The 23,002-nt window shown below is 66.0% G+C and carries 16 protein-coding genes and 3 tRNA genes; 10 read left to right on the top strand and 9 right to left on the bottom strand.

Going from position 1 to position 23,002, the window contains the following annotated elements:
- Nucleotides 1-180: 180 nt before the first annotated feature.
- Nucleotides 181-254: transfer RNA gene (locus tag N825_RS23165), tRNA-Gly, on the bottom strand.
- Between the two features lie 76 nt (nt 255-330).
- A tRNA-Tyr gene (locus tag N825_RS23170) sits at nt 331-416 on the bottom strand.
- 125 nt (nt 417-541) lie between these two features.
- On the opposite strand from N825_RS23170, the gene rlmB reads away from it, so the two are divergent.
- Complete coding sequence (rlmB, locus tag N825_RS23175; RefSeq protein WP_037457568.1) at nt 542-1,402, top strand: 23S rRNA (guanosine(2251)-2'-O)-methyltransferase RlmB; 861 nt, start codon at nt 542-544, stop codon at nt 1,400-1,402.
- Nucleotides 1,403-1,426: 24 nt separating this feature from the next.
- Here the strand turns inward: rlmB and N825_RS23180 are convergent, their stop codons facing one another.
- A complete protein-coding gene (locus tag N825_RS23180; protein WP_037457569.1) occupies nt 1,427-3,364 on the bottom strand; it encodes a bifunctional 2',3'-cyclic-nucleotide 2'-phosphodiesterase/3'-nucleotidase in 1,938 nt (645 codons plus the stop codon).
- Nucleotides 3,365-3,555: 191 nt separating this feature from the next.
- Here N825_RS23180 and N825_RS23185 point away from each other — a divergent pair.
- Nucleotides 3,556-3,630: transfer RNA gene (locus N825_RS23185), tRNA-Thr, on the top strand.
- Between the two features lie 131 nt (nt 3,631-3,761).
- On the opposite strand, the gene N825_RS36815 is transcribed toward N825_RS23185, so the two are convergent.
- The 6 genes from N825_RS36815 to N825_RS23215 all read right to left on the bottom strand — a co-directional run bounded on the left by N825_RS36815 (nt 3,762) and on the right by N825_RS23215 (nt 12,924).
- Nucleotides 3,762-6,638 carry a PAS domain S-box protein gene (locus tag N825_RS36815; protein WP_051512809.1) on the bottom strand — a complete coding sequence of 959 codons (2,877 nt, stop codon included), beginning with the start codon at nt 6,636-6,638 and terminating at the stop codon, nt 3,762-3,764.
- A gap of 641 nt (nt 6,639-7,279) precedes the next feature.
- Nucleotides 7,280-8,710, bottom strand: coding sequence for an HlyD family type I secretion periplasmic adaptor subunit (locus N825_RS23195; protein WP_051512810.1), 1,431 nt, complete (start codon nt 8,708-8,710; stop codon nt 7,280-7,282).
- Nucleotides 8,707-10,890, bottom strand: a complete 2,184-nt coding sequence (locus tag N825_RS23200) for a peptidase domain-containing ABC transporter (RefSeq protein WP_037457571.1) — start codon at nt 10,888-10,890, stop codon at nt 8,707-8,709. The genes N825_RS23195 and N825_RS23200 overlap by 4 nt, the downstream gene beginning before the upstream one ends.
- Nucleotides 10,891-10,959: 69 nt before the next feature.
- Nucleotides 10,960-11,265 (bottom strand): hypothetical protein, encoded by a 306-nt coding sequence (locus tag N825_RS23205; RefSeq protein ID WP_037457572.1) that lies wholly within the window; start codon nt 11,263-11,265, stop codon nt 10,960-10,962.
- Nucleotides 11,262-11,558 (bottom strand): hypothetical protein, encoded by a 297-nt coding sequence (locus N825_RS23210; RefSeq protein ID WP_157619495.1) that lies wholly within the window; start codon nt 11,556-11,558, stop codon nt 11,262-11,264. Before N825_RS23210 ends, N825_RS23205 begins: the two co-directional genes overlap by 4 nt.
- A 37-nt stretch (nt 11,559-11,595) precedes the next feature.
- Nucleotides 11,596-12,924: a pre-peptidase C-terminal domain-containing protein gene (locus N825_RS23215; RefSeq protein WP_037457575.1), complete on the bottom strand. Its 1,329-nt coding sequence runs from the start codon at nt 12,922-12,924 to the stop codon at nt 11,596-11,598.
- 637 nt (nt 12,925-13,561) lie between these two features.
- On the opposite strand from N825_RS23215, the gene N825_RS23220 reads away from it, so the two are divergent.
- The 8 genes from N825_RS23220 (at nt 13,562) to N825_RS23255 (ending at nt 22,969) form a co-directional block, all read left to right on the top strand.
- A complete protein-coding gene (locus N825_RS23220; protein ID WP_037457576.1) occupies nt 13,562-13,936 on the top strand; it encodes a hypothetical protein in 375 nt (124 codons plus the stop codon).
- A gap of 148 nt (nt 13,937-14,084) precedes the next feature.
- Nucleotides 14,085-15,203 (top strand): SDR family NAD(P)-dependent oxidoreductase, encoded by a 1,119-nt coding sequence (locus N825_RS23225; RefSeq protein ID WP_037457579.1) that lies wholly within the window; start codon nt 14,085-14,087, stop codon nt 15,201-15,203.
- A complete protein-coding gene (locus N825_RS23230) occupies nt 15,200-17,137 on the top strand; it encodes an SDR family NAD(P)-dependent oxidoreductase (protein WP_051512811.1) in 1,938 nt (645 codons plus the stop codon). The genes N825_RS23225 and N825_RS23230 overlap by 4 nt, the downstream gene beginning before the upstream one ends.
- Nucleotides 17,134-18,432 carry a TIGR04295 family B12-binding domain-containing radical SAM protein gene (locus N825_RS23235; RefSeq protein ID WP_037457581.1) on the top strand — a complete coding sequence of 433 codons (1,299 nt, stop codon included), beginning with the start codon at nt 17,134-17,136 and terminating at the stop codon, nt 18,430-18,432. Before N825_RS23230 ends, N825_RS23235 begins: the two co-directional genes overlap by 4 nt.
- Before the next feature lie 59 nt (nt 18,433-18,491).
- Nucleotides 18,492-19,610: a glycosyltransferase family 4 protein gene (locus N825_RS23240; RefSeq protein ID WP_084165012.1), complete on the top strand. Its 1,119-nt coding sequence runs from the start codon at nt 18,492-18,494 to the stop codon at nt 19,608-19,610.
- 22 nt (nt 19,611-19,632) lie between these two features.
- Nucleotides 19,633-20,751 carry a CgeB family protein gene (locus N825_RS23245; RefSeq protein ID WP_037457582.1) on the top strand — a complete coding sequence of 373 codons (1,119 nt, stop codon included), beginning with the start codon at nt 19,633-19,635 and terminating at the stop codon, nt 20,749-20,751.
- A complete protein-coding gene (locus N825_RS23250) occupies nt 20,751-21,848 on the top strand; it encodes a CgeB family protein (RefSeq protein WP_037457584.1) in 1,098 nt (365 codons plus the stop codon). Before N825_RS23245 ends, N825_RS23250 begins: the two co-directional genes overlap by 1 nt.
- Entirely contained in the window at nt 21,845-22,969 is a 1,125-nt protein-coding gene (locus N825_RS23255; protein WP_084164996.1) for a CgeB family protein, read from the top strand. The genes N825_RS23250 and N825_RS23255 overlap by 4 nt, the downstream gene beginning before the upstream one ends.
- The last annotated feature ends 33 nt before the right edge of the window (nt 22,970-23,002 follow it).

The following is a 23,002-nucleotide window of genomic DNA, read 5'->3' on the forward strand; positions in this document are numbered from 1 at the left end:
CGTGCCGATGTTGCAGTGCGGCTTGTTCCGCTCAAATTTCGCCTTCGCCATCGCTCTTTCTGTCCCCGCGGCTTATGCCGACATCCATCCGAAGATCAAAAACACAAGTACCGGAGCCGGCATCCGTCGTCCCTCGGGACAAAGCCCAGGACTGGGCCCAAGGAACCAGGCAGGCAGGAATGGAGCGGGTGAAGGGAATCGAACCCTCGTCACCAGTTTGGAAGACTGGAGCTCTACCATTGAGCTACACCCGCCCGAACCATTTCCTGACGGCGCCATCGACACCGGTCTGCCGATCCAGACCGGCTCATCCGGTCGTGATGGCAGAGATGGTGGAAGGGGCTGGATTCGAACCAGCGTACGCTATCGCGGGCAGATTTACAGTCTGCTGCCTTTAACCACTCGGCCACCCTTCCAACCGTCCCGGTCGCCCGGAACGGAGAAGCGCACTATGGTAATTTCGCTTCCATTGTCAACGCCTAAAGATGATCGAACTCCGCGCTGGCATCGTAATTACAAGTAAGCCAAAGTCCCCTCCATCATGACCAGACACAAGCATCCCCGCTCCGCCCAGCCCGCCACCTCCCCGGCCACGCCCGCCGCGGCGCAGCCCGCGCGCCGGCACAAGCCCGGCCCCTCGCAGTCCAGCGGAAACAAAGCCGGAAAGCCCGGGCTGCTGTTCGGCCTTCACCCGGTCGCGGCGGCGTGGACCAACCCCGACCGGCGCTGTACGCGCCTGCTCGCGACCGAGGGCGCGTTGGCCAGCTTGGCCGACGCCATCGAGCGGGCCAAGGCGGCGGGCCTGGAGCGGCCAAAGCCGACCGTGGTGGAGCGTACGGAGCTGGATCGCCTGCTGCCGCCCGGCGCCGTCCACCAGGGGCTGGTGCTGGACGCCTCCCCCCTGCCGGAGGTCGACCTGGACGACATCGTTCGCCAGGGCTCCCTGAAGGACGAGGACATCATCGTCGTGCTGGATCAGGTGACGGACCCGCACAATGTCGGCGCCATCCTGCGCTCCGCCGCCGCGTTCGGCGCCAGCGCGGTGGTCCTGCCCGACCGCAACGCGCCGGAGATGACCGGCACGCTGGCGAAGAGCGCGTCGGGAGCGGCCGAGGTCGTGCCGCTGGTTCGGATCGTCAACCTCGCCCGCTCCCTGACGGAGCTGCGCGAGGCCGGCTACTGGTGCGTCGGTCTGGACGAATCGGGCGGCAAGACACTGGCCCAGCTTGGCCTCAAGGGCAAGGTCGCCCTCGTGATGGGAGCGGAGGGCAGCGGGCTGCGCCGGCTGACCATGGAGCGGTGCGACGAAATCGCCCGCCTGCCGACCGGTGGCCCGATCGGCAGCCTCAACGTCTCCAACGCCGCCGCGGTGTCTCTCTACGAGCTGGCGCGGTTGCGCTGAACCGGCCTCGGAAGCGGTGGGGGCTCAGTTCGACAGGTCGATCCGATACTTGGCGAAGCCATTGTCGGCGTCACCCAGCGCGCTGATCCTGCCGCCCGCCGGCAAGGCGTCCTTCGCCTTGGGGGAGGACACGAAGGTCACCTCCGCCTTGCCGCCGATGGGGACCAGGGACCAGTTGCCATCGGAGGCCGGATCGATCGTCTTGCGCTCGAAGATGTAGTTGACCAGCGCCGTCCTGTTCTCGTCCGGCGCCTCGACGATGACGTTGGAGCCATCCAGGCCGGGGAACTTGCCGCCGCCACCGGCGCGGTAGTTGTTGGTCACCACCACGAAGCGCCGCTGATCGTCGATCGGCTTGCCCTCTAACGCCAAATCCCGGATCCGGTGCGACTCCGGGGCCACCACCTTGCCGTCGCCGTCGTAACGCGCGGGCTTCGAGACGTCGATCCCGTAGGTCACGCCGTCGATCACGTCGAAGTTATAGCTGGGAAACGCCGTGTTCAGCAGCGGCTGCTCGCCGGCCTTGGTGGGGTCGATCCGGTTGAAGGCGCCGGCGGACATCTCCAGCCATTCCCGCACCTGGGCGCCGGTCATCACGACCGCCCGCAGGGTGTTGGGATAGAGGTACAGGTCCGCGGCGTTCTTGATCGCGATCCGCCCCGCCGGAATGTCGGTGAAGTAATCCGGCCCGCCACGGCCGCCGGCCTTGAACGGCGCTCCGGCGGATAGCACCGGCAAGCCCTCGTACTCCGTGCCCTTCAGCAGGTGCTGGACATACCAAGCCTGGGCGTTGGTCACGATCTGGATGGAGGGATCGTCCTGGACCAGCGCGAAGTAGCTGTTGATCGGTGCCGTCGTCTCGCCGATCGGCTGCCGGACATAGCCCAGCGTCGCCTCGTGGTCGGCCTTCAGGGCCTCGACGATCGCCGGGTCCGAGTCGACCAGCGCCACCTTCTGTTTGTCCTTCGTCTCCCAAATTGGGCGCACGGAGGATGTGGCGTCGGCCACCGACCATCTGCCGCCCTCCTCCTTCAGCGTCAGGTCGATCAGGCCCAGATGGCTGCCCCAGAACCCGGGCATGACCACAGGCACCCCATGGATCGTTCCCTTTCCCATGTCCGCACCGGGCAGACCCGAGAAATCGGGTCCGGGGAAGACCTTGTGCTGATGACCGGACAAAACGGCGTCGATGCCCTCGACCTCGGTCAGGTACGCGGCGGCGTTCTCCTCGCCGCCGACGCGCGGTTCGCCCGACAGCCCGCTGTGGCAGAGCGCCACGACGATGTCGGCGCCCTTGGCTCGCAGTTCGGGGACGTATTTCCGAGCGGCCTCGACGATGTCGATGGTCGAGACCTTGCCGTCCAGCGCCGCCTTGTCCCAGGTGGTGACCTGCGGCGGCACGAAGCCGATGACGCCGATCCTCAGCGCGTGGACCCGCCCGGCCTCGTCGGTCACCTGCCGGGTAAGGATCTCGTAGGGCTTGAAGTAGGGCTGGCCGTCCGAGACCCGCGTCACGTTGGCGGCCACGATCGGAAAGGTGGCGCTGGCCTGGGCGTTGGCCAGAAAGTCCAGGCCATAGTTGAACTCGTGGTTGCCGACCGTGCTGGCATCGTATTTCAGCAGGTTCATCGCCTTGTAAACGGGATGGACTTCGCCCCGCCCCAGCCCCCGCTCCCGAGCCACGAAGTCGCCCAGGGGATTGCCCTGGATCGCGTCGGCGTTGTCGAGCAGCAGGCTGTTCCTCGACTCGGCGCGGGCCTTGGCGATCAAGGTGGCGGTTCGCGCCAGTCCGACGGTGATGTCCTCCTTGTCGGCATAGTAGTTGTACGGCAGCAGGTTGACATGGATGTCGGTGGTGCCGAGCAGCCGAAGCTGGACGGTGGCATCGGCCCTGACTCCCGTACCGGCCAAGCATGTCGTGGCGCCCAGGGCCAGCGCCACCAAGAAGCTTCTGCGGTCCATCTCGTCTCCCGGAAGGGCGGATAAGCGGAGGCCACCCTCCGCCAATACCCCTGGGTTAGCGGCACTGGGGCGGGGGCGTCAACCGGCCTGACCCCGCGGCACCCATCCCAGAGGAAATCTTCACCTCGGACTTGTCCCGGACATCCCGCGGCGCTAGTCTGCCGTCCGTCGAGAGACGCGTCGAACGGTGGGCCGGCTTAGCACAGTGGTAGTGCAGCGGTTTTGTAAACCGAAGGTCGGGGGTTCAAATCCCTCAGCCGGCACCAGTTCGAAGCCCCGACAACCCCTGGCGACATCTTGTTATTGGGTTCGGTGGAGACGCCGCAACCTGAGCCGGACCGTTGCATCCGTGCCGTCTTTCGCGCGCGGCGAACAGGCGGGCCGATGCCGAACGCCATCAAACACCCATTTCGACATCTTCATTTACCGGCTTGGCATCGGTCATGAGGTGATTGACCGCCACGAGGAGATTATTGGCGTTCACCGGCTTGTTGAGGACAGGTGCGCCGGGATGCCGACGTGCGGAGGATCCCCCAGCGTGATAGCCGGTACAGAACAGAAACGGCACGCCCATGTTCTCGAGGGCGGCGGCGACCGGATCGATGGTCGAGCCGAACAGGTTGACATCGAGCACGGCGGCATCGGGAGGGCCGGCCCGGAGAAGCTCGAGCGCGTCCTCGACACGGCCGACCGGCCCAAGGACGGCGAAGCCATGGCGCTCCAGAAGTTGCTGCAGCGCCAGCGCGGTCAGCGCCTCGTCCTCGACAATCATCACCCTCCTCCCCATTCCCACCACCGGCGTACCGCTCCAGTGCCGGCTGACTGGCTCGGGCGCGTCCAAGCCGCTGGCTTGCCAAGTGTCAGCCGGTAAGGTGATCTGGCATGCCAGTCCAGGACTATCTAGGTGGAGTTGCATCTCGCCACCGAGTTGCGACTCGATCACCTGTCGCAACAACTCGGTACCGAAACCCTGGCGTGGCGGCGCTCCATCACCAATTGGGCCGCCACTCTCCTGCCACAGCAGGCAAAGCGCGTCCCCGGCCTCCTGTGCCGACCAGAAAACCTCTATCCGACCCTGGGCGCTGGTCAGCGATCCATGCTTGGCGGCATTGGTGGCGAGTTCGTGCAGGGCCAGGGAAACCGCTTGAGTGGCTTCCGGACGCAGCGACACCGCTGGGCCGGTCAGCGTGATCCTGCCTTCGCCGCCATAGGCCAGCAACTCCTCGAACAGGAGTTGCCGCAAATCCGCCCCTGACCACTGGCCAATCGCCAAGAGGGAGTGCGCCCGCGCCATGGCCTGGATACGACCTTCGACCGCCCTGAAGAACTCGCCCGGATCATCGGACCTGGAGAGTTGCACGATCGACTGGACGACCATCAGGGCGTTCTTGGCCCTGTGGTCCACCTCCCGCATCAGAAGCTTGAGCCTCTCCTCGCCGTCGCGGCGATCCGTGACGTCGATGGCCACGCTGACCACCAGCCTTTGTCCCGACGCCGCGCGGCCGATCGGCGCCGACCTGAAGGCCCAGACCCGCTTGGCTCCGGTCGCCGTGCGAATCACGTACTCGCCCTCGTCGATGGGACGGTCGAGGGCATAGAGGCGATCTATGTCCGCTCGGACGGCGTTTCCCACCCCCATTCCGCCGGACCGGCCATATGCCCGCTCCGTCCAATCCGCGATCGTCGCGAGCTCGCCGCGATCGTATCCGCTGATCTCGAGCCATGCTCGGCTGATATGGAGGATTTTCCCGCTTTCAGCGCGGACCATCATGGGAAATGGAGCTCCCTCGATCACCCGGCGCAGCCGATCGCGCTCCTCCTCCGCCTGCCGCTCCGCCAGTCTCCGGGCCGATATGTCGCGCATGATGCCCGTGAAGAATCGCTGCCCCTCGCTGTCGCGCCACCAGGCGATCGAGAGTTCCAGAGGAAACAACGTGCCATCGCTGCGGCGCCCCTCCACCTGCCGGCCAATGCCGATGATCCGGGCTATCCCGGTCTTGAGATAGCTGTCGATGTAACCTCCGTGCCGTCGCCGATGCTCGTCCCCCATCAACATCGATACGTCGCGGCCCAACAGGTCCGCGACATCATATCCGAAGACGCGCGCGGCCGCGGGGTTGGCCGCCCTCATGGTCCCGCCCTCGTCGATGACGACGAGGGCGTCGACGGCCGTGTCGAACACGGCCCGGTGTCGCTCCTCGCTGGTCTGCAGCGCACGCTGACGACCATCCAGGGTGTCGGCCATGGCGTTGAAGTCGGCGGCCAAGCTGGCGAACTCGACGGCGCTGGGAGAAACGGTGGCGCGCGCGTCGAGCTGGCCGCCCCGCCAGCGTCGGGCGACCGCCGCCAGATGTCCCGCTGGAGTTTGGATATGGCGATGTCCCAGCCAGATGACGAGCACGGTGGCTCCGACGGCGACCACCATCAGGAGCCAAAGCGTTCGTGTTCGACTGTCTCGGATACCGGCCAAGGCTCCAGCCTCGTCAAGACCGATGGACAGGAACAAGTCGTCGCCGCCATGGGGAACCGGCGAGAAGGCGATGAGCCGCTCCACCCCATCGAGATCCGAAAGCAGCATGGCTCCTGGATCCGCGAGAAACGCGAGTTCCATGAAACGGTCGGGCAACGTCGTTCCCGTCATTCCAGCCGTGTGAGGCGATCGATACAGGATCAAGCCGGCACGGTCGGCGACAGTAAGCGTCGAGTTGGGTGGCAGCGGCTTGCCACCAAGTCCGGCGCCCAGCCAGTCGATCTCGATCAGTGCCACCGCGACGCCGATGACGTTCCGGACCACGGGATCGGTCACCGGAACCGCCAACGGCAGGACCGTCCTGCCGGTCAAGCGGGTGGTGATCCTCGCACCCGTGCGGGCGGAACCAGCCAGCGCCACCGCCACATGGTCACGGTCGGAGACATCCAGCCCGATCGCCCGCACCTCGGTGGCGCAACGAATGATGCCGCGCTCGTCGGTCACATGGAAGCTCAAGTGGCTTGGATACTCGGCGCGCAGACGTTCGACAAGGTTTTGACACTGGGGCCAGTCCCCCTCCAGGACGACCCTCGTCTGGCGCAGCATCGACAATAGTTGTCGAACGCCAGAAAGGATCGCGGATTGCTGCGCCTCGATCATTTGCAGCAGACGCATCGCCTCGGCGTGCGTTGATTTGACCTGCTGTTGTTCGAGTTGGAAGGTTGAATGGATCTGCATGGCGCTGATTGGAAGCAGCGCCGCACCCATGACCGCGAGCAGGCGGTGAACAAGCTTCAAGGGCATGACGCTTGTCCCATCGCTCCGGAATGCCGTCGAGAGCGGGAAAATCGTCCCGTCTCGTCAGTGCTCATGATCCGACGGCATCCTACAACCGGAAACGGATGTCCAAGGACGATAAGGGGACGATCCACTATCATGATAGCCTTCACCCCTACCGGATCCTCTCAGCGGTACCGAGATCCATTTCCTGTCGCCAGAGTGATCCACCCGACCGCAAAATTCTCATTATGGAAAATATGTTACAGACGACCCGCAGTATGTGCAACCTATAATAAAAATATTAAATTGATGTGCTTGTTAAAGTTGCTTAGGAAACTGATGACCATTGACGCCCAAGGGGCAGGAAGCGTTGAATACTGTCACTCTTGATTGCATCATAACCAAATAAGTCTGTGCCCATCCTGTCAATCCTCTTTATCCGTGTTGAAAAAACCTACCCATGCATCAACTGATCCAAATACATCGTCCGGTGGACTATCCTCCGATATTTTCAAGACCTACTAGACAATAGGGATTTCATTGACACGGATAAAGAGGATCCACAGGATGGACACAGATATCAAGTCTTTATGAATCCTGGACCAAACATTTATATTTTCAGCGATTGGACTTTCATTGGCTTGCCAAGAATTTGCCCATCACACTCACACGGGCTCGCGCAAGCTTTCATCAAGCGCTCGGATCAGCGGGTATAGGAAATAGGTGATCACACGCCGATCACCGACCAGGATCTCGCCCCGCACGCCCATGCCCGGCAGCAGACGGTTGTGTTCGGGCACGTTGCGCAGTTGGGTCGTGGTGAGTTCGACGCGGGCGCGGTAGTAGTTGGCCGGGCCCTCGCCGCGGGCCTCGTCGGGCCGGCGGACGAAGGCGTCCTCGCTTAGGGTCCGCAGCCGCCCTTGCAGCAAGCCGTGCCGCTGGAACGGGAAGGCGTCGAGCTTGACCCGCACCTTGTCGTCCACCGCGACCGAGCCGACATCCGACGCGTTGATCTCGATCTCGGCTTCCAGCGTCGTGTTCAGCGGCACCAGGGTGATCAGCGTCTCGGCCTCCTGCACGACGGCGCCGGCGGAGCGGTCGGCGACTTCCAGAACGACGGCGTCCTCGGGAGCGCGTAGCAGCACCAGACTGGATTTGCGCTCGGCCTTCTGAATCTGCTCGACGATGTCGCCATGGTCCGTCCGAGCCGCGATCAGTTCCTCGGCCGCCGTTCGGTGCCATTCCTCAAGGAACCCCGCGCGCTGGGCGCGCAATGCCTCGCCCTGGTGCTGAAGCTCGGTAAGCTTGTCCGTCGCGGCCTTCTGGGCGACCTCGACCTCAAGCCGCCGCTGGCGGGTCTCCAGCAGCACCGACCGTGCCACATTGCCATTGGCCGCCAGTTTCTCACGCATCTGCTCCAGATCGCGCGCCAAGGTCAATTGGTTGTTCAGCAACCCGGCGCTGGTTCGCGTGCCGGCGAGCGCCGCGTCGATCTGCGCCAATTGCTGATCGGCCGAGGCCAGCTTCATGTCCAGCTCCCGCCGCCGCTGGGCGAACAAGGCTTGCTGGACCAGATAGTCCGACCCCGCCCCGGCGCCGACCGCGAAATCCGCGTCGATCACCTCCGCGCGGAGACGGGCGATCCGCGCCTCCAGCGACTCCCGCCGCTTCTCCAACTGGGCTTGGTCCGCCTGGACGAAAGTGGGGTCCAACTCGGCCAGCACATCGCCCTTCCTGACGGTCTGCCCCGGCTCCACGTTGATCTTGCGAACGCTGGATATCTCCAGGGGCTGGATCACCAGCTTGGGGATCGGGGTGATCAGCCGGCCGGTCGTCGACACCACCCGGTCCAGCTTGGCGAAACAGGCCCAGCCGATCGCCGTCGCGATCACCAGCACCAGCAGCCAGACCATGCCCCGCGCCACCGGCGGGACCGGCGCGTGCTCGACAGCGCAACTGTCCGACTGGAAGGCAACCGCTTCGGGCGCGATGTCCGGCGGGCGCCGGCTGGGAGCCGGCAGGTAGCGGACATTGGACTGGATTCGCGACTGGGACGAGGGATCGGAAACCCTGTGGGAAGTCGATGAGACGCTCATGCCGCCACCCTGTTCTGCTCTTGCCAGAAGCCGCGATAGATCGGGCAATCGTGGACGAGATCCTGATGAGTTCCGGTGCTGACGATGCTTCCCCGATCCAGGACCAGGATCATGTCGGCGTCCTGCAACAGCGACAGCCGGTGGGAAACGATCACCAGGGTCCGGCCCTCGGCGATGCTGAAGAGGTTGCGCCGGACGATGGCCTCGCTCTCCGGGTCGAGCGCGCTGGTCGCCTCGTCCAGGATCAGCACCTGGGGCTGGCGGACCAAGGCGCGGGCGATGGCCAGACGCTGGCGCTGCCCGCCCGACAGGTTGCTGGCGCCTTCCTCCAGCGGCGTGTCGTAGCCTTGCGGCAGCCGCTCGATGAACTCATGGGCTCCCGCCAGGCGGGCCGCCTCGACGATCTCCTCCGGCGCCGCGTCGCGCCTCGTGATCGACAGGTTCGAGCGGATCGAGGCGCGGAACATGAAGTCGTCCTGAAGCACCACGCCGATGTTCTGACGCAGGTGGGCCAAGTCGAACTCCCGCACGTCGATGCCCGACATGCGGACCGTTCCCTGCTCCGCCGTGTACAACCCCTGCATCAGCCGGGTCAGCGTCGTCTTGCCCGATCCGCTGCGGCCGACCACGCCGACGATCATGCCGGGCTCGATCCGGAAGCTGGCGTCGGTCAGTGTCGGGGCGCCGCCGCCGGCATAGCGGAAGCTGACCCGGTCGAACTCGATGGAGCCGTCCAGCGGCGGGCGCAGGCGCGTCGCCTCGCCCCGGTTCTCGCCCGGCTCGTTCATCACGGTGCCCAGCATACGGACCGACAGCGCCGCCTCTTGATAGTCCTGGACCAGCGAGACCAATTGGACCAGCGGATCGATCACCCGGCCAGCGATCATGTTGAAGGCGATCAGCGCGCCGACCGTCAAACTCCCGGTGAAGACGTCGGACGCGCCGACCGCGACGATCGCGACCATCAGCAGCTTCTGGAAACCCTGGGTGGAGGCGCTGGCGATGGCGGCGATGCGGCCGACGCGGAAATGCATCCGCACGGCGCGGGCCGACTTCTCCTCCCAGTCGCGCTGTTGCTGGGGCTCGATCGCCAGCGACTTGATCGTCCGCATGCCGTGGATCGCCTCGACCAGCATCGACTGGCGCTGGCCCTCGGCGTCGTAGAGCGCCTTCAGCCGCTGGCGATACGGCACCAGCAACCCGGCGATCACCAGGGCGATGAAACCGGCGAATGCCAGCGTGATCAAGGTCAGCTTGGCGCTGTAGAACCACAGCACCGGCAGGAAGACCAGCAGCGCCGTAGCGTCCAGCAAGGTGAAGAATACCCGGCCGGTCAGGAATTGGCGGATCTGCTCCGCCTGCTGCATGTGCTTGGTCAGCAATCCGGCCGGCACCCGCTCGAAAAAGCCGATCGGCAGGCTCGCCAGATGGGCGAAGGTCAGCCGGGCCAACCGGATATCGATCCGATTGGTCGCGTACAACATGAGATAGCTGCGGAGAAATCCGAACGCGCTGTCGAACAGGATCGCCAGCACCACGCCAACCACCAGCACCACCAGGGTGGACATGGTCTCGTGGACCAGCACCCGGTCCACCACCAGCTGGAAGAAGATCGGCACGGTCAGCGCCAGCATGTGCAGCACCATCACCGCGATGGCGATGTCGCGCAGCAAGGATCGCTGGCGCATGATCTCCGGCACGAACCAGCCGATGTTGAACTCTCGGCCGTCCTTGTCGTCGGCGGTGTTGGGCCGCAGCATGATCAAGGTGCGATCCCACGCCTTCTCGAACTCGGCGCGGTCGACGAACAGGAAGCCGGGCCGGTCGGCCATCGGATCGGTGACGACCACCTGGGGTCCAGGCCTGGCTCGGGACCGGCCGCCGCCACCCTCCTTGTCTTCGGGACGGAAGATGCCGTTGACGATCACCGTCCGGCCGTTCCTCAGGCGCGCCAGCACTGGGAACGCCTCGCCCAACCGCTCCAGCTTGCGGAACGAGGCGCGCCAGCGCCGGGCCTTATAGCCAAGGTCGGTGGCGACGCGCAGGATCAGGCTGTCGTCCAGTTCCTCCGGTCCCAGCGCGAAGCGCCGGACCAGTTCGTCCTCCCTGATGATCAGGCCGTGATGCTGGAGCATGGCCGAGAGGCAGCGCAGGCTCGTGCTGAGGCAGGGTTCGCTCATGGCGTTCGCGTCCCGGATTGATGGCTGGGCATGGCTTCCATCTTTTTTTGAAATTGAGGCTGGCGGGGATCAGGGCTGGACGATGTGGGGGAAGTTGGGCGACCGGGGGCTTGGCCGGCGCGGCATCCCATCGTCACCCGCGACGGGTTCGGGCGGCATCATCCCGGACTCGCGCAGCGCCCGGTCGATCGTGTCGAAGACCCGCAGGAAGCCCTCCGCCGACGCGATCAGGCGGACCCCGGCCTCGGCGGGCGCCTCCGCCCGGCCCCGCTTGTCCGACGGCACCATCAGTTCGATCCGGATCATCCCGCGGGTCAACGAGACCTGCCCGACCCCATCGCAGAAGATCTCCGGCGTATCGGTGTTTCCGATCATCGCCCACCTCCGGCACCGGCCAACACTTCGGGCATTTCCGGCACCGTCTCAGGCAGGGCCGGTTCCATCGGGCGCAGGATGCCGCGCGCCACGAACTGCTGGACCAGCCCCCGCATGGCGGCGTGGAGATGGATCAGGGCTTCCGGCGCCATCACCACCCGGAGCCGGGGGGCCACCGATGGGTGGCCCTCCGCGTCTTGGGAGGAGGGAAGCATGACGAAGAATTCCAACCTGGCCGCTCCGCCGGCCACATGCAGTTTCCCGAGACCGTCCACGAAGATATTCTCCGTCACGCTTCCCTCCATTACTTCAGCTAACGTCGTTGTTGGATCAGGCGATGGTCGTCGCCTGCAGCCTGTAGGTGCCGGACCCGTTGTTGCCGAAAGCGCGGGTGTTGGCGAAGAAGGTCTGGGCGCCCGCTCCGGCCACTTGGAAGGTCAGGCTGCTGTCGAAACCAGTGCCGCTGTCATCGTCCGACCTGACGATGGCGCCGCCGGAATTGCGCAGTTCCAGGAATGGATCCGCCAGACTGCCGCCGCCGCTGGCCGAACCGCGCAAGTCGAACCGATAGGTCCGGCCGCCGGTCAGGGTCATGCGGTGGAAGTCTTGGTCGCCATTGGCGTGGAGATCGCCGGTCAGCGAGGTCGAGCCCCCGATGACGGCGCTGACGCCCAGCGTGCTGTAGGTCCCGGTGTTGCCCTGCACCTCGCGGGCGACGACGCTGTAGTTGCCGACGTTCGACCCGAACCCGCCGACATCCAGGTAGTAGTTGCCGCTGGCGGTCGGACGGAACTGGATCTGTGAGTTCAGGCCGACGCCACCATCGTCGTCGAACGCCACCTGCGCGCCGGCGCTATTGCGCAAGGCCAGCGTCGGATCGTTGAGCCCAGTGGCGCCGCCGGCATTGTTGGCCTGGAACTGGTAAAGCTCGCCCGCCCGCAGGAAGACCCGGTGAAAATCCTGGTCCGCCGCCGAGTTGATCCGGCCACTGCCGAACCCAGCGCCATTGGGCACGCCGCTGATCGAGATGTTGCGGTTGGTTCCCGTGGTGCCGAAGATGTCGTCCACCTCGGTCATGCCCAGGGCATAGTTGCCGGTTCCGCTGTCGGCGAAGGCGCCGGCGTCCAGGAAGTAGGTTCCGGTGGCGCCCGCGGTGAAGGTCAGGCGGGAGTTCAGGCCGGGGCCACTGTCGTCGTCGACCGCCACCTGCGTTCCGACCGAGTTCCGCAGACGCAGCACCGGATCACCGAGCGAGTTCGTCCCCGAGCCATTCTGGGTGAAGACATAGGTCGTCCCGGCAGACAGCGTGGTTCGGAACCAGTCGTGATCACCCGACACGCCGACGAAGCCGGTGCGGGTCAGGTCCGTGGCGATCGACGCCGACGTTCCCGTGTTGGCGGCTTGGTCGCCGGGCGTGTGGGCGAGCACCCGATACGAGCCCGTGCGGCTGCCGAAACCGCGAACGTCGAGGAAGTAGGTCGAGCCGCCCGACGGGAGATTGCCCGGTGCCGTGAAGTTGATCAGCGAGTTCAAGCCGGCGCCACTGTCGTCATCGAACGCGACCTGCGCGCCAGCCGAGTTGCGCAGGGTCAGGGTGGTATCGGTGAGCCCGATGCCTTGCGCTTCGAACGTATAGGACTGTCCGGGCCGCAAAGTCATTCGATAGTAATCGGAATCTCCGGAGAAGTTGATGTAACCAACATTCCCCTGGCCGATCCCACCAATCACACGTGCCGCTGATGTCGTTGCACCAGGAACGGTGTCAACATTCGGTAAACTCATTTCACACCTGCTGTTTTTGAGGACTTCGGCAAATTTTTACGCTGCGTTTGCAGCGGGTTTTTGCGATTACCAATCTTACACATGAGGCGCGATACAGAAATCCTTATATTGTTGTACATACCTTAGAGAGAAAGTTTTTCGTTTGCATGAACCTTCCCAAAATCAATAAATTTTTCTCCATTGTTTCGTATATCAAAACGAAACAAGGAGTTTTTTTAGACCATCTCTTTCGTATCAGTGCCAGCCATGACCTTTTTGGCAAACGAACCCTTTGGATCATTTGCCGGATGATGGCATGAAAGCTTGGGAACGCGAGTGAACGGGTTCATACCCGCGGGTGATCAAACGCCGACCCCGGCTGAATCCACCCTTGGGATGGTTGTCATCCTTGGAGCGCTCCAGGGCCGATTCGGGAACCAAGCCTCCGCCCGCTCGTTGATCCACCGGACGCGCGTCACGCACGCGCCTCCCGGAACAACTCCACATCAACCGACGACAGGCGCAGGGAACCTCAATGGCCGACCGCGAAACAGGCTCCGACATGGGTGCCGCGCACAACGCAGCCGTACGCCCCGATCCCTCCAGCACGGCGAGCGCCGATCCAATGGAACGAGGACATCTCCGCGATCAGATCGACAGCGGTAAGTTCCGGGACAAGGTCGCGGCCCCCGATCCGGCGACGGCCCCCTTGGGCACCGACGACGAGGCGGCTGGCGTGCCGACCCCCGCCGCGGCGGTCCAATACCAAAGCCCGTCCACACCGGCGCACGCTCCGGAGGGATCGCACTCCAAGGACACTCCTCCCAGTCACCTCGGGCCGATGATCGCGGCGGGCATCGTCGTGGTCGCCTTCATCATCGGCATCTTCCTGATCATGACGACCGGCTGATCCATCTCGGCCATCAGCGGCTCGCCAATCTCCCCTAGGCGAGCCGTCCTATGCCTTTTGCAGCGCGATAGTCCATGAGTCTAATCGGAACATCGTGACGCCGGTACCTGTTGAGGCTTCGGAAGAAGATCCTGGGGAAAACAATCTTATGTCAAAGACGGTACTCATCACTGGCGGCGCGGGCTTCATAGGCTCGCATCTAGCCGATGAACTCATGGCCTCGGGCCATCGGGTGCGGGTTCTGGACAATCTGTCCGAGCAGGTACACGGCCCCGGTGCTACCCGCCCGGCCTACCTGAACCGTGATATCGAGCTGATCGTCGGCGATGTGCGCGATCCCATCGCGGTCAAGTCGGTGCTGGATGGCGCTGACGCGGTCTACCATTTCGCCGCCATGGTCGGCGTTGGCCAGAGCATGTACCAGATCGACGATTATGTCGGCGTCAACGATCTGGGTACCGCCGTCCTGCTGCAGGCGCTGATCGAGCGCCCGGTGGAACGCCTGGTGGTCGCCAGCAGCATGAGCATCTACGGCGAGGGGCTTTACCGCGACGCCAAGGGCGCGATCGTGACGCCGTCCGAACGCGGTCTCGCCGACCTCAAGGCCGGCCGCTGGGAGCCTATGGGACCCGATGGCGGCGAGATCACCCCGGTTCCGACCACCGAGGACAAGGCTCCGACCCTGTCATCGGTCTACGCGCTCAACAAATACGTCCAGGAACGGATGTGCCTGATGATCGGTCAGGCCTATGACATCCCGACCGTGGCGATGCGGTTCTTCAACGTTTTCGGCACAAGGCAGGCGCTGTCTAATCCCTATACCGGCGTCCTGGCGATCTTCGCGTCCCGCCTGCTCAACGGCAATTCGCCGATGATCTTCGAGGATGGGCTCCAGCGCCGCGACTTCGTGCATGTCTCCGACGTGGCGCGCGCCTGCCATTTGGCGCTGCACGCCGAGGGCGCCGCCGGCGAGACCTTCAACATCGGCAGTGGTGAGAGCATCAGCGTGGTCGAGGTCGCCGAACAGCTGGGCGCCTCGCTCGGAAAGTCGCGGATAGCACCTACCCTCACCAAGAAGTTCCGGATGGGCGATATCCGCCATTGCTTCGCCGACATCGGCAAGGCGCACCGAATCCTGGGCTATCGGCCGGAAATGTCGATGGGTGACGGCATGGTCGAACTGGCGGTCTGGCTGGATGGCCAGATCGCCGTCGATCGCGTCGATCAGGCCAGCCGCGAATTGGTCGCCCGGGGATTGTCCGCATGATCGGCGACCGGGAGCTACCCGGGAACCAAGCCGCCGACCTTCCCGGTTTCACAGTGGATTTCCATCCCGAGGATCGGGATCACGTCGAACGGACCATCGCCACGCTGAAGCGGCTGGGCGTGCGCCGGCTGCGCGTGTCGGTCTCGGATGACGCCGCCACCGGCTGGCTTCTGCCGCGGCTGGCGACCGAGTTCGACGTGCTGCCCTGCCTGAACCTTGATGACGCGCTCGATGACGGCGACGCCGAAGCCCTCCTCGCCGCCGCCGCGCCGATGCTGGAATGGGTCGAGATCGCCGCGACACCGGCCAAAGCCTCGTCCATCGCCGGTGTCGCGGAGGTCCTGCGGCGGGCCGGTCTCAAGGTCGTGTTGAGCGGCCTCGATCCGGCGACGCTCGAACCGCTGGCGGATCGGGGCGCTCTGTCGGCGTTCGACGCCATCGGCATCACCGCGTTCTCCGGCACCGGCGACGCTTCCTGGCACGGCTGGGACACGATCATCGGCGGTTACCGCGAGGCGCTGGCCGGGCTTCGCCGCGACCTGCCGCTGTGGATCACCGCGACCGGCTTCTCCACCTGGAGGCATGACGAGCGCGGCCAGATCCGTGCTTTCCTGGCCACCACCGAGGCTCCCGTCGACCGGGTCTACTGGTCGTCGCTGGCCGACTTGGCGGCGACGGAGGTGGGTCCGACCGGCTTCCACGCCGACGAGCGCGATTACGCGCTGGGGATCCTCCGCGCCGATGGCTCGCCCAAGCTGCTGGGGCGCCTGCTGGAAACCGGCGGCATCGGGCATGTCCGCGCGGTTGATCGTCTGGGTAGGCCGGGATCGCCGCGCCCGGCTTCGCTGGACGGCGCCGGCAAGCCCGTGGTCATCACGGGGGGCGCCGGCTTCATCGGCACAAATCTGGCCGACCGGCTGGTCCGCGAGGGCCACCGCGTCGTCGTCTACGACAACCTGTCGCGCGCCGGCGTCGAACGGAACATCGAGTGGCTGAAAGCGACCCATGGCGGCGCCGTGACGTTCGAGCTGGCCGACATCCGCGATCCGCACGTGCTGGGCGAGGCGGTGGCCCGCGCCGGCAAGATGTTCCACTTCGCGGCCCAAGTGGCGGTGACCACCAGCCTGGTCGACCCGATCACGGATTTCGAGATCAACGCGCGTGGCACCGTCAACCTGCTGGAAGCCATGCGCGCCCAGCCCGAGCCGCCGCCGCTGGTGTTCACCTCGACCAACAAGGTCTATGGCAAGCTCGCCGATGTCGAGTTGCGGCTGGAGGGAGAGCATTACGCGCCAGCCGATCTGGAGATCCGCGCGCATGGCATCGACGAGTCGCGGCCGCTGGACTTCTATAGCCCCTATGGCGCGTCCAAGGGCAGCGCCGACCAATACGTGTTGGACTATTCGCGGACCTACGACCTGCCCACGGCGGTCTTCCGCATGAGCTGCATCTATGGTCCTCACCAGTTCGGCACCGAGGATCAGGGCTGGGTGGCCCATTTCCTGATCCGGGCGCTCCAGGGGGAACCGATCACCCTGTATGGCGATGGCCGGCAAGTCCGCGACATCCTGTTCGTCGACGACTTGGTCGACGCCTTCATGGCGGCCCAGGAGCACATGCCGGCGATCCGCGGCAAGGCCTTCAACATCGGTGGCGGCCCGGCCAACGCCACCAGTCTGATCGAGTTGCTGGAGCGGATCGGCGCCACCACCGGCCGGATGCCCGATATCAGCTTCGGCCCCTGGCGGCCGGGTGACCAGCTCTACTACGTGTCGGACACCGCCGGCTTCGGGACCGCGACCGGATGGCGCCCCAGCGTTGGGGTGGCGGAGGGCATCGATCGCCTCGCGGACTGGCTGACCGAGAACCGCGTCGCCCAGCCGTTGATCGATTCGGCGATCGAGCCCGTGATCGAGCGGAGGGCGGCGTCATGAGGTTCGCGCTGGTCAATCCCAACTGGAACTTCGACGGCAGCATCTATTTCGGCTGCCGCGAGGCGCATCTGCCGCTGGAGTTCGGCTATTCCAAAGCCCTGATCGAGCGCGCCGGCCACGAGGCGTTGATCATCGACGGACAGCTGATGAACCTCGGGCTGGAGGAGATCCGCGACCGCGTCACCGCCTACGCGCCGGACTTCACCGTGGTGACGACCGCTCCCAGCTATCTCTTCTGGCGGTGCGCGCCACCGGAACTGCGGGTGCCGCAGGAGGTGCTGAAGGCCGTGGCCGATATCGGCGGCACCTTGGTCGCCGTTGGCCCGCATGGATCGACCACGCCCCGCGCCGCCTACGCCAAGCTGGGCGTCGATGTCGTCGTGATGGGCGAATGCGAGGAGTTGCTGCCCCGGCTGGCGACCGAGCCCTGGGAAGGCATCCCCTCGCTCTGCTTCGGCCCACGCGATAATCCCAGGGTCAATGGCGGTCCGTTCGCCTCGCGTTTCACCGACCTGCCGGCACTGTCCTGGCCGGACGAGTGGGTCAACCGCCACCATCACCACCATCACCGCTTCGACAACGCCCCGGCCGGACCGGGCGCCGAGATGGAGACGTCGCGCGGCTGCCCTTATCGCTGCTCGTTCTGCGCCAAGGAGAACTTCCGCGACAAGTACCGGAAGCGCCCGCTGCCGGTGATCCTGGAGGAGCTTGACCGCCTGATCGCGCAGGGCGTCGAGTATATCTACTTCATCGACGAGATATTCCTGCCCAACGCCGAGCTGCTGGAGGCGCTTGCCGAACGGACGATCAGATTCGGCGTCCAGACCCGCATCGACCTGTGGAAGGAGCCGATGCTGGAACTGCTGGGCCGCGCCGGCTGCGTCTCGATCGAGGCCGGGGTGGAGAGCCTGACGCCCGAAGGACGGCAGGCGCTGGACAAGAACTGCCGCATGTCGACCGACGAGTTGACCGACCGGCTGATCTTCGCCAAGCGGCACGTGTCCTTCGTCCAGGCCAACCTGATCGCGGCCGGCGACGACGACGACGCAACGGTCGAGGCGTGGCGGAAGCGATTGCTCGAACACGGTGTCTGGGCCAACGAACCGGTGCCCCTGTTCCCCTATCCCGGCTCGCCCGATTACCGCAAGCTGTGGGGTCTCCCGGACGATCAGGCGTGGGAACGGGCGCTCGATTATTATCTGAACCACCATGTCGATTTCAGCGACATCCAGGACCAGCGGCCCTTGCCGTTGCGGGAGCTGGAGTTGGATCTGGCCGGTTCGGGCACGCGCTGACCATGGCCTTCCCGTATCCCCTCCCATCCACCCCAATGGGCAATCCCCGCCGGATCCTGATGACGGCCGACGCGGTCGGCGGTGTCTGGGACTACGCGTTGGAACTGGCGCGCGGCTTGGCGCTCCGGGGCATCCGGGTCACGCTGGCGGTGATGGGGCCGGCTCCCTCGCCGACCCAGCGCGCCCAGGCGACCTCGGTCCAGGGGCTCGACCTGCGCCACGGCGATTTCAAATTGGAATGGATGGAGGGGGCCGAGTCCGACATGGCGCCGGCCGGCGACTGGCTGCTCGACTTGGCCGACCACGTCAAGCCCGACGTCATCCACCTCAACGGCTACGCCCACGCGGCCCTGCCCTGGAACAAGCCCGTGCTGGTGGTCGGCCATTCCTGCGTGCTGTCATGGTGGCGGGCGGTTCACGACGCCGAGGCGCCCACCAACTGGCGGCCCTATGCCGACCGGGTCTCGGCGGGGCTGGTCGCGGCGGGCGCGGTGGTGGCGCCGACCCAGGCGATGCTCGACGCGCTGGAGACCCATTATGGGCCGATCGTGAACGGCAAGGTGATCTGGAACGGCCGGAACTCCGCCAACTGGCAGGCGCGGGTCGAGAAGGAGCCGTCGATCATCAGCGTGGGCCGTATCTGGGACGAGGCCAAGAACATCCGTGTCCTCGACGGCGTCGCGGCGGAGCTGGACTGGCCGGTCGAGGTCGCCGGATCGTGGCGGAGCCCCAACGGTGGCTCGACCGAGGACGCTCCCACCGCCAACCTGCGGCGGCTGGGCCAACTCGGTCCCGAAGAACTGGCGGACCGCTATGGCAGGGCGTCGATCTTCGCGCTGCCCGCCCGCTACGAACCGTTTGGCCTGTCGATCCTGGAAGCCGCGATGTCGGGGTGCGCCCTGGTGCTGGGCGATCTGCCGAGCCTGCGGGAGTTGTGGACCGGCGCCGCCGTCTTCGTCCCACCTGACGAGCCCGCCACGCTCAGCCGCGAGTTGCGCCGCCTGATCGCCGAGCCCGACCGCCTGCGCGGATTGGCCACGGCGGCGCGCCAGCGCGCCCGCGGCTATGGCACGGAACGCATGGTCGCGCGTTACCTCGACGTCTACGCCGACCTGGTGGACGCACCGCGACCTGTCACGCCTCACCGCGAAATCGCCGCCGTTCCGCTGGGCCGCTGATCCTCAAACCACGCGGGGACCCATGCGCTTCGTCTATTTCACCCACTCGCTGGTGTCCGACTGGAATCACGGCAACGCCCATTTCCTGCGCGGCGTCATCCGCGAACTGACCTCCCGGGGCCATCAGGTCCAAGTGTTCGAGCCGCGCCAGAGCTGGAGCCTGCAAAACCTGATCGCCGACCAGGGCGTCGAGGCCGTCACCCGCTTCGCCACGGTCTTCCCCGGCATGGGCTCGACCAGCTACGATCTGGCGACGCTCGATCTCGACCGCGCGCTGGACGGCGCCGACGTGGTGATCGTGCATGAATGGAACGACCATGATCTGGTCGCCCGGATTGGCCGCAAGCGCGCCGCCGGCGCCCGCTTCCACCTGCTGTTCCACGACACCCATCACCGCTCCGTCACCGACCCCAAGGCGATGGCGGCCTATGACCTCACCGCCTACGACGGTGTCCTCGCCTATGGCGAGGTGATCCGCGAGATCTACCTGAGCATGGGCTGGGGCAAGCGCGCTTGGACGTGGCACGAGGCGGCCGACACCGCCCTGTTCCGCCCGCTGCCCGGCCGCCCGCGCGAGGGCGATCTGGTCTGGATCGGAAATTGGGGCGACGGCGAGCGCTCGGTCGAGTTGGGCGAGTTCCTTTTGCTGCCGATCCGCCAACTCCGGATCAAGGCGCGCATCCATGGTGTCCGCTATCCCGGAGACGCGAAGGCGGCGATAGCACTGGCCGGCGCCGAATACGCCGGATACCTGCCCAACCACGAGGCGCCCGACGCCTTCGCCCGCTTCCCCGTGACGGTCCACATCCCGCGCCGCCCCTATGTGGAGCAGTTGCGCGGCATTCCGACGATCCGCCCGTTCGAGGCGCTGGCCTGCGGCATCCCGCTGGTCTGCTCGCCCTGGGACGACGCCGAGGGATTGTTCCGCCCCGGCAACGACTACCTGATAGCCCGTGACGGTGCCGAAATGACCAAGCATCTGCGTGATGTCCTGAATGATCTCGACCTGTCCGCCTCGCTCGCGCGGAGCGGCTACGAGACCATCCAATCCCGCCACACCTGTGGCCACCGCGCCGAGGAGCTGCTGGAGATCTGCCGCGGCCTCAATCAGCGGAACCCCCTGCTGGTGGAGGCGCGCTGATGGCCGGGCTCGACATCTCGTTCTACGGGTCCAGCTTGGTCTCCGCCTATTGGAACGGCGCCGCGACCTATTATAGGGGCATCATCCGGGCGCTGGCCGAGCGCGGCCACCGCGTCACCTTCTACGAGCCGGACGCCTACGAACGCCAAAGCCACCGCGACATCCCCGACCCCGCCTGGGCGAAGGTCGTGGTCTACGCCAACGACGAGGCGAGCGCTAGGCGCGCGCTGGATCAAGGCCGAAACGCCGACGTCATCGTCAAGGCCAGCGGCGTCGGCGTTTTCGACGCCTTGCTGGAGGCGGGCGTGCTGGAGGTCCGCCGCCCGGACGCCCGCGTGATCTTCTGGGACGTCGACGCGCCCGCCACGCTGGCGTCGATGCGCGGGGACCCGTCCGATACCCTGCGCCCGCTGATCCCCGAATACGACATGGTGCTGACCTATGGCGGCGGCGATCCCGTGATCCAGGCCTATCGCGCGATCGGCGCGCGCGACTGCATTCCGATCTACAACGCGCTCGATCCCGAGACGCACCACCCCGTTCCGCCCGATCCGCGCTTCGCCGCCGATCTCAGCTTCATGGCGAACCGCCTGCCCGACCGCGAGGCCCGCGTCGAGGAGTTCTTCCTCAAGGCCGCCGCCCGCTCGCTGGAACGCCGGTTCCTGCTCGGCGGCAGCGGCTGGGGCGACAAGCCGATGCCGGCCAACGTCAACTATATCGGCCACGTCTATACCGCCGACCACAACGCGGTGAACCGCTCGGCGCTGGCCGTTCTCAACGTCGCCCGCGACAGCATGGCCGCCGTCGGGTTCTCACCGGCCACCCGCGTGTTCGAGGCGGCCGGCGCCGGCGCCTGCGTCATCACCGACGCCTGGGAAGGTGTCGAACTTTTCCTCACGCCGGGCGAGGAGATCCTGGTCGCCCGCGACGGCGCCGAGGTCGCGGCCCTGGTCGCGGATCTGACGCCCGAGCGCTCCCGCGCCATCGGCGAGGCGGCCCGCCGCCGGATGCTGTCGGCCCACACCTACGCCCACCGGGCCGGCGAGGTCGAATCGCTGCTCACGAACGGCGCTCCCGCCAAGCCGGTATTCGCATGACGGCGGCACTGGGCGATACCCCCCGCGAGACCCCCCGCGAGACGCTGTCGATCGTCATCCTGGGCCTCAGCATCACCTCGTCCTGGGGCAACGGACACGCGACGACATACAGGGCGCTGGTCAAGGCCCTGACCGGCCGGGGCCATGAGGTGCTGTTCCTGGAGGCCGACCGCCCCTGGTACGCGGCGCAGCGCGACCTGCCCGAGCCGCCATTCTGCCGGACCGCGCTCTATCAGGACCTCGACGAACTGCGCGACCGTTTCGCCACCGAGGTCGCGGCCGCCGACCTGGTGATCGTCGGCTCGTTCGTGCCGGACGGGGTCGAGGTCGGGCGTTGGGCGATCGACACGGCGCGCGGCGTCACCGCCTTCTACGACATCGACACCCCGGTGACCCTGGCGAAGCTGGAACGCGGCGACATGGAATACCTCAGCCCCGACCTGATCCCCCGCTATGACATATACCTGTCGTTCACCGGCGGGCCGACGCTCCAGCGGCTGGAACGGCGGTATGGCTCCCCGATGGCGCGGGCGCTGTACTGCTCGGTCGATCCCGAGCACTACTTTCCGGAGCCCAGCGAGGCACGCTGGGACCTGGGATATCTCGGGACCCACAGCGACGATCGTCAGCCGACGGTGGATGGCCTGCTGGTCCAGCCGGCGCGGCACTGGAAGGATGGCCGCTTCGTGGTCGCCGGGCCGCGATACCCCGACACGATCGAATGGCCGCCAAATGTCGAGCGGATCGAACACCTGCCGCCCGACCTTCACCGTGGCTTCTACAATGCCCAGCGGTTCACGCTCAACGTCACGCGCGCCGACATGATCGCGGCCGGCTGGGCACCCAGCGTGCGCCTGTTCGAGGCGGCCGCCTGCGGCACCCCGATCATCAGCGATTGGTGGCCGGGTCTGGACAGCCTGTTCGAACCCGGCCTGGAGATCATCATCGCGATCGACCGGGCCAGCGTGCTCGAAGTCCTGCGGGGCATGACGGATCATCATCGCCGCACCTTGGGCGCGCGCGCCCGCGACCGCATCCTGGCCAGCCACACTGCGGCCCACCGCGCCGCCGAACTGGAGGCGCTGGTGAGCGAGGCGCGCGCCGCCGTTTCCACCACCTGATCCACCGGAGTGCGCTTGGACCGCGGACATGTT

It is taken from the genome of Skermanella stibiiresistens SB22, from assembly GCF_000576635.1.
Lineage (GTDB): Bacteria > Pseudomonadota > Alphaproteobacteria > Azospirillales > Azospirillaceae > Skermanella > Skermanella stibiiresistens.

Excerpts from the sequence above, each read along its gene's own strand:
- rlmB (WP_037457568.1), top strand. The coding sequence starts at position 542 with ATGACCAGACACAAGCATCCCCGCTCCGCCCAGCCCGCCACCTCCCCG.
- N825_RS23180 (WP_037457569.1), bottom strand. The coding sequence starts at position 3,364 with ATGGACCGCAGAAGCTTCTTGGTGGCGCTGGCCCTGGGCGCCACGACA.
- N825_RS36815 (WP_051512809.1), bottom strand. The coding sequence starts at position 6,638 with ATGCCCTTGAAGCTTGTTCACCGCCTGCTCGCGGTCATGGGTGCGGCG.
- N825_RS23195 (WP_051512810.1), bottom strand. The coding sequence starts at position 8,710 with ATGAGCGTCTCATCGACTTCCCACAGGGTTTCCGATCCCTCGTCCCAG.
- N825_RS23200 (WP_037457571.1), bottom strand. The coding sequence starts at position 10,890 with ATGAGCGAACCCTGCCTCAGCACGAGCCTGCGCTGCCTCTCGGCCATG.
- N825_RS23205 (WP_037457572.1), bottom strand. The coding sequence starts at position 11,265 with ATGATCGGAAACACCGATACGCCGGAGATCTTCTGCGATGGGGTCGGG.
- N825_RS23215 (WP_037457575.1), bottom strand. The coding sequence starts at position 12,924 with ATGACTTTGCGGCCCGGACAGTCCTATACGTTCGAAGCGCAAGGCATC.
- N825_RS23220 (WP_037457576.1), top strand. The coding sequence starts at position 13,562 with ATGGCCGACCGCGAAACAGGCTCCGACATGGGTGCCGCGCACAACGCA.
- N825_RS23225 (WP_037457579.1), top strand. The coding sequence starts at position 14,085 with ATGTCAAAGACGGTACTCATCACTGGCGGCGCGGGCTTCATAGGCTCG.
- N825_RS23230 (WP_051512811.1), top strand. The coding sequence starts at position 15,200 with ATGATCGGCGACCGGGAGCTACCCGGGAACCAAGCCGCCGACCTTCCC.
- N825_RS23235 (WP_037457581.1), top strand. The coding sequence starts at position 17,134 with ATGAGGTTCGCGCTGGTCAATCCCAACTGGAACTTCGACGGCAGCATC.
- N825_RS23240 (WP_084165012.1), top strand. The coding sequence starts at position 18,492 with ATGACGGCCGACGCGGTCGGCGGTGTCTGGGACTACGCGTTGGAACTG.
- N825_RS23245 (WP_037457582.1), top strand. The coding sequence starts at position 19,633 with ATGCGCTTCGTCTATTTCACCCACTCGCTGGTGTCCGACTGGAATCAC.
- N825_RS23250 (WP_037457584.1), top strand. The coding sequence starts at position 20,751 with ATGGCCGGGCTCGACATCTCGTTCTACGGGTCCAGCTTGGTCTCCGCC.
- N825_RS23255 (WP_084164996.1), top strand. The coding sequence starts at position 21,845 with ATGACGGCGGCACTGGGCGATACCCCCCGCGAGACCCCCCGCGAGACG.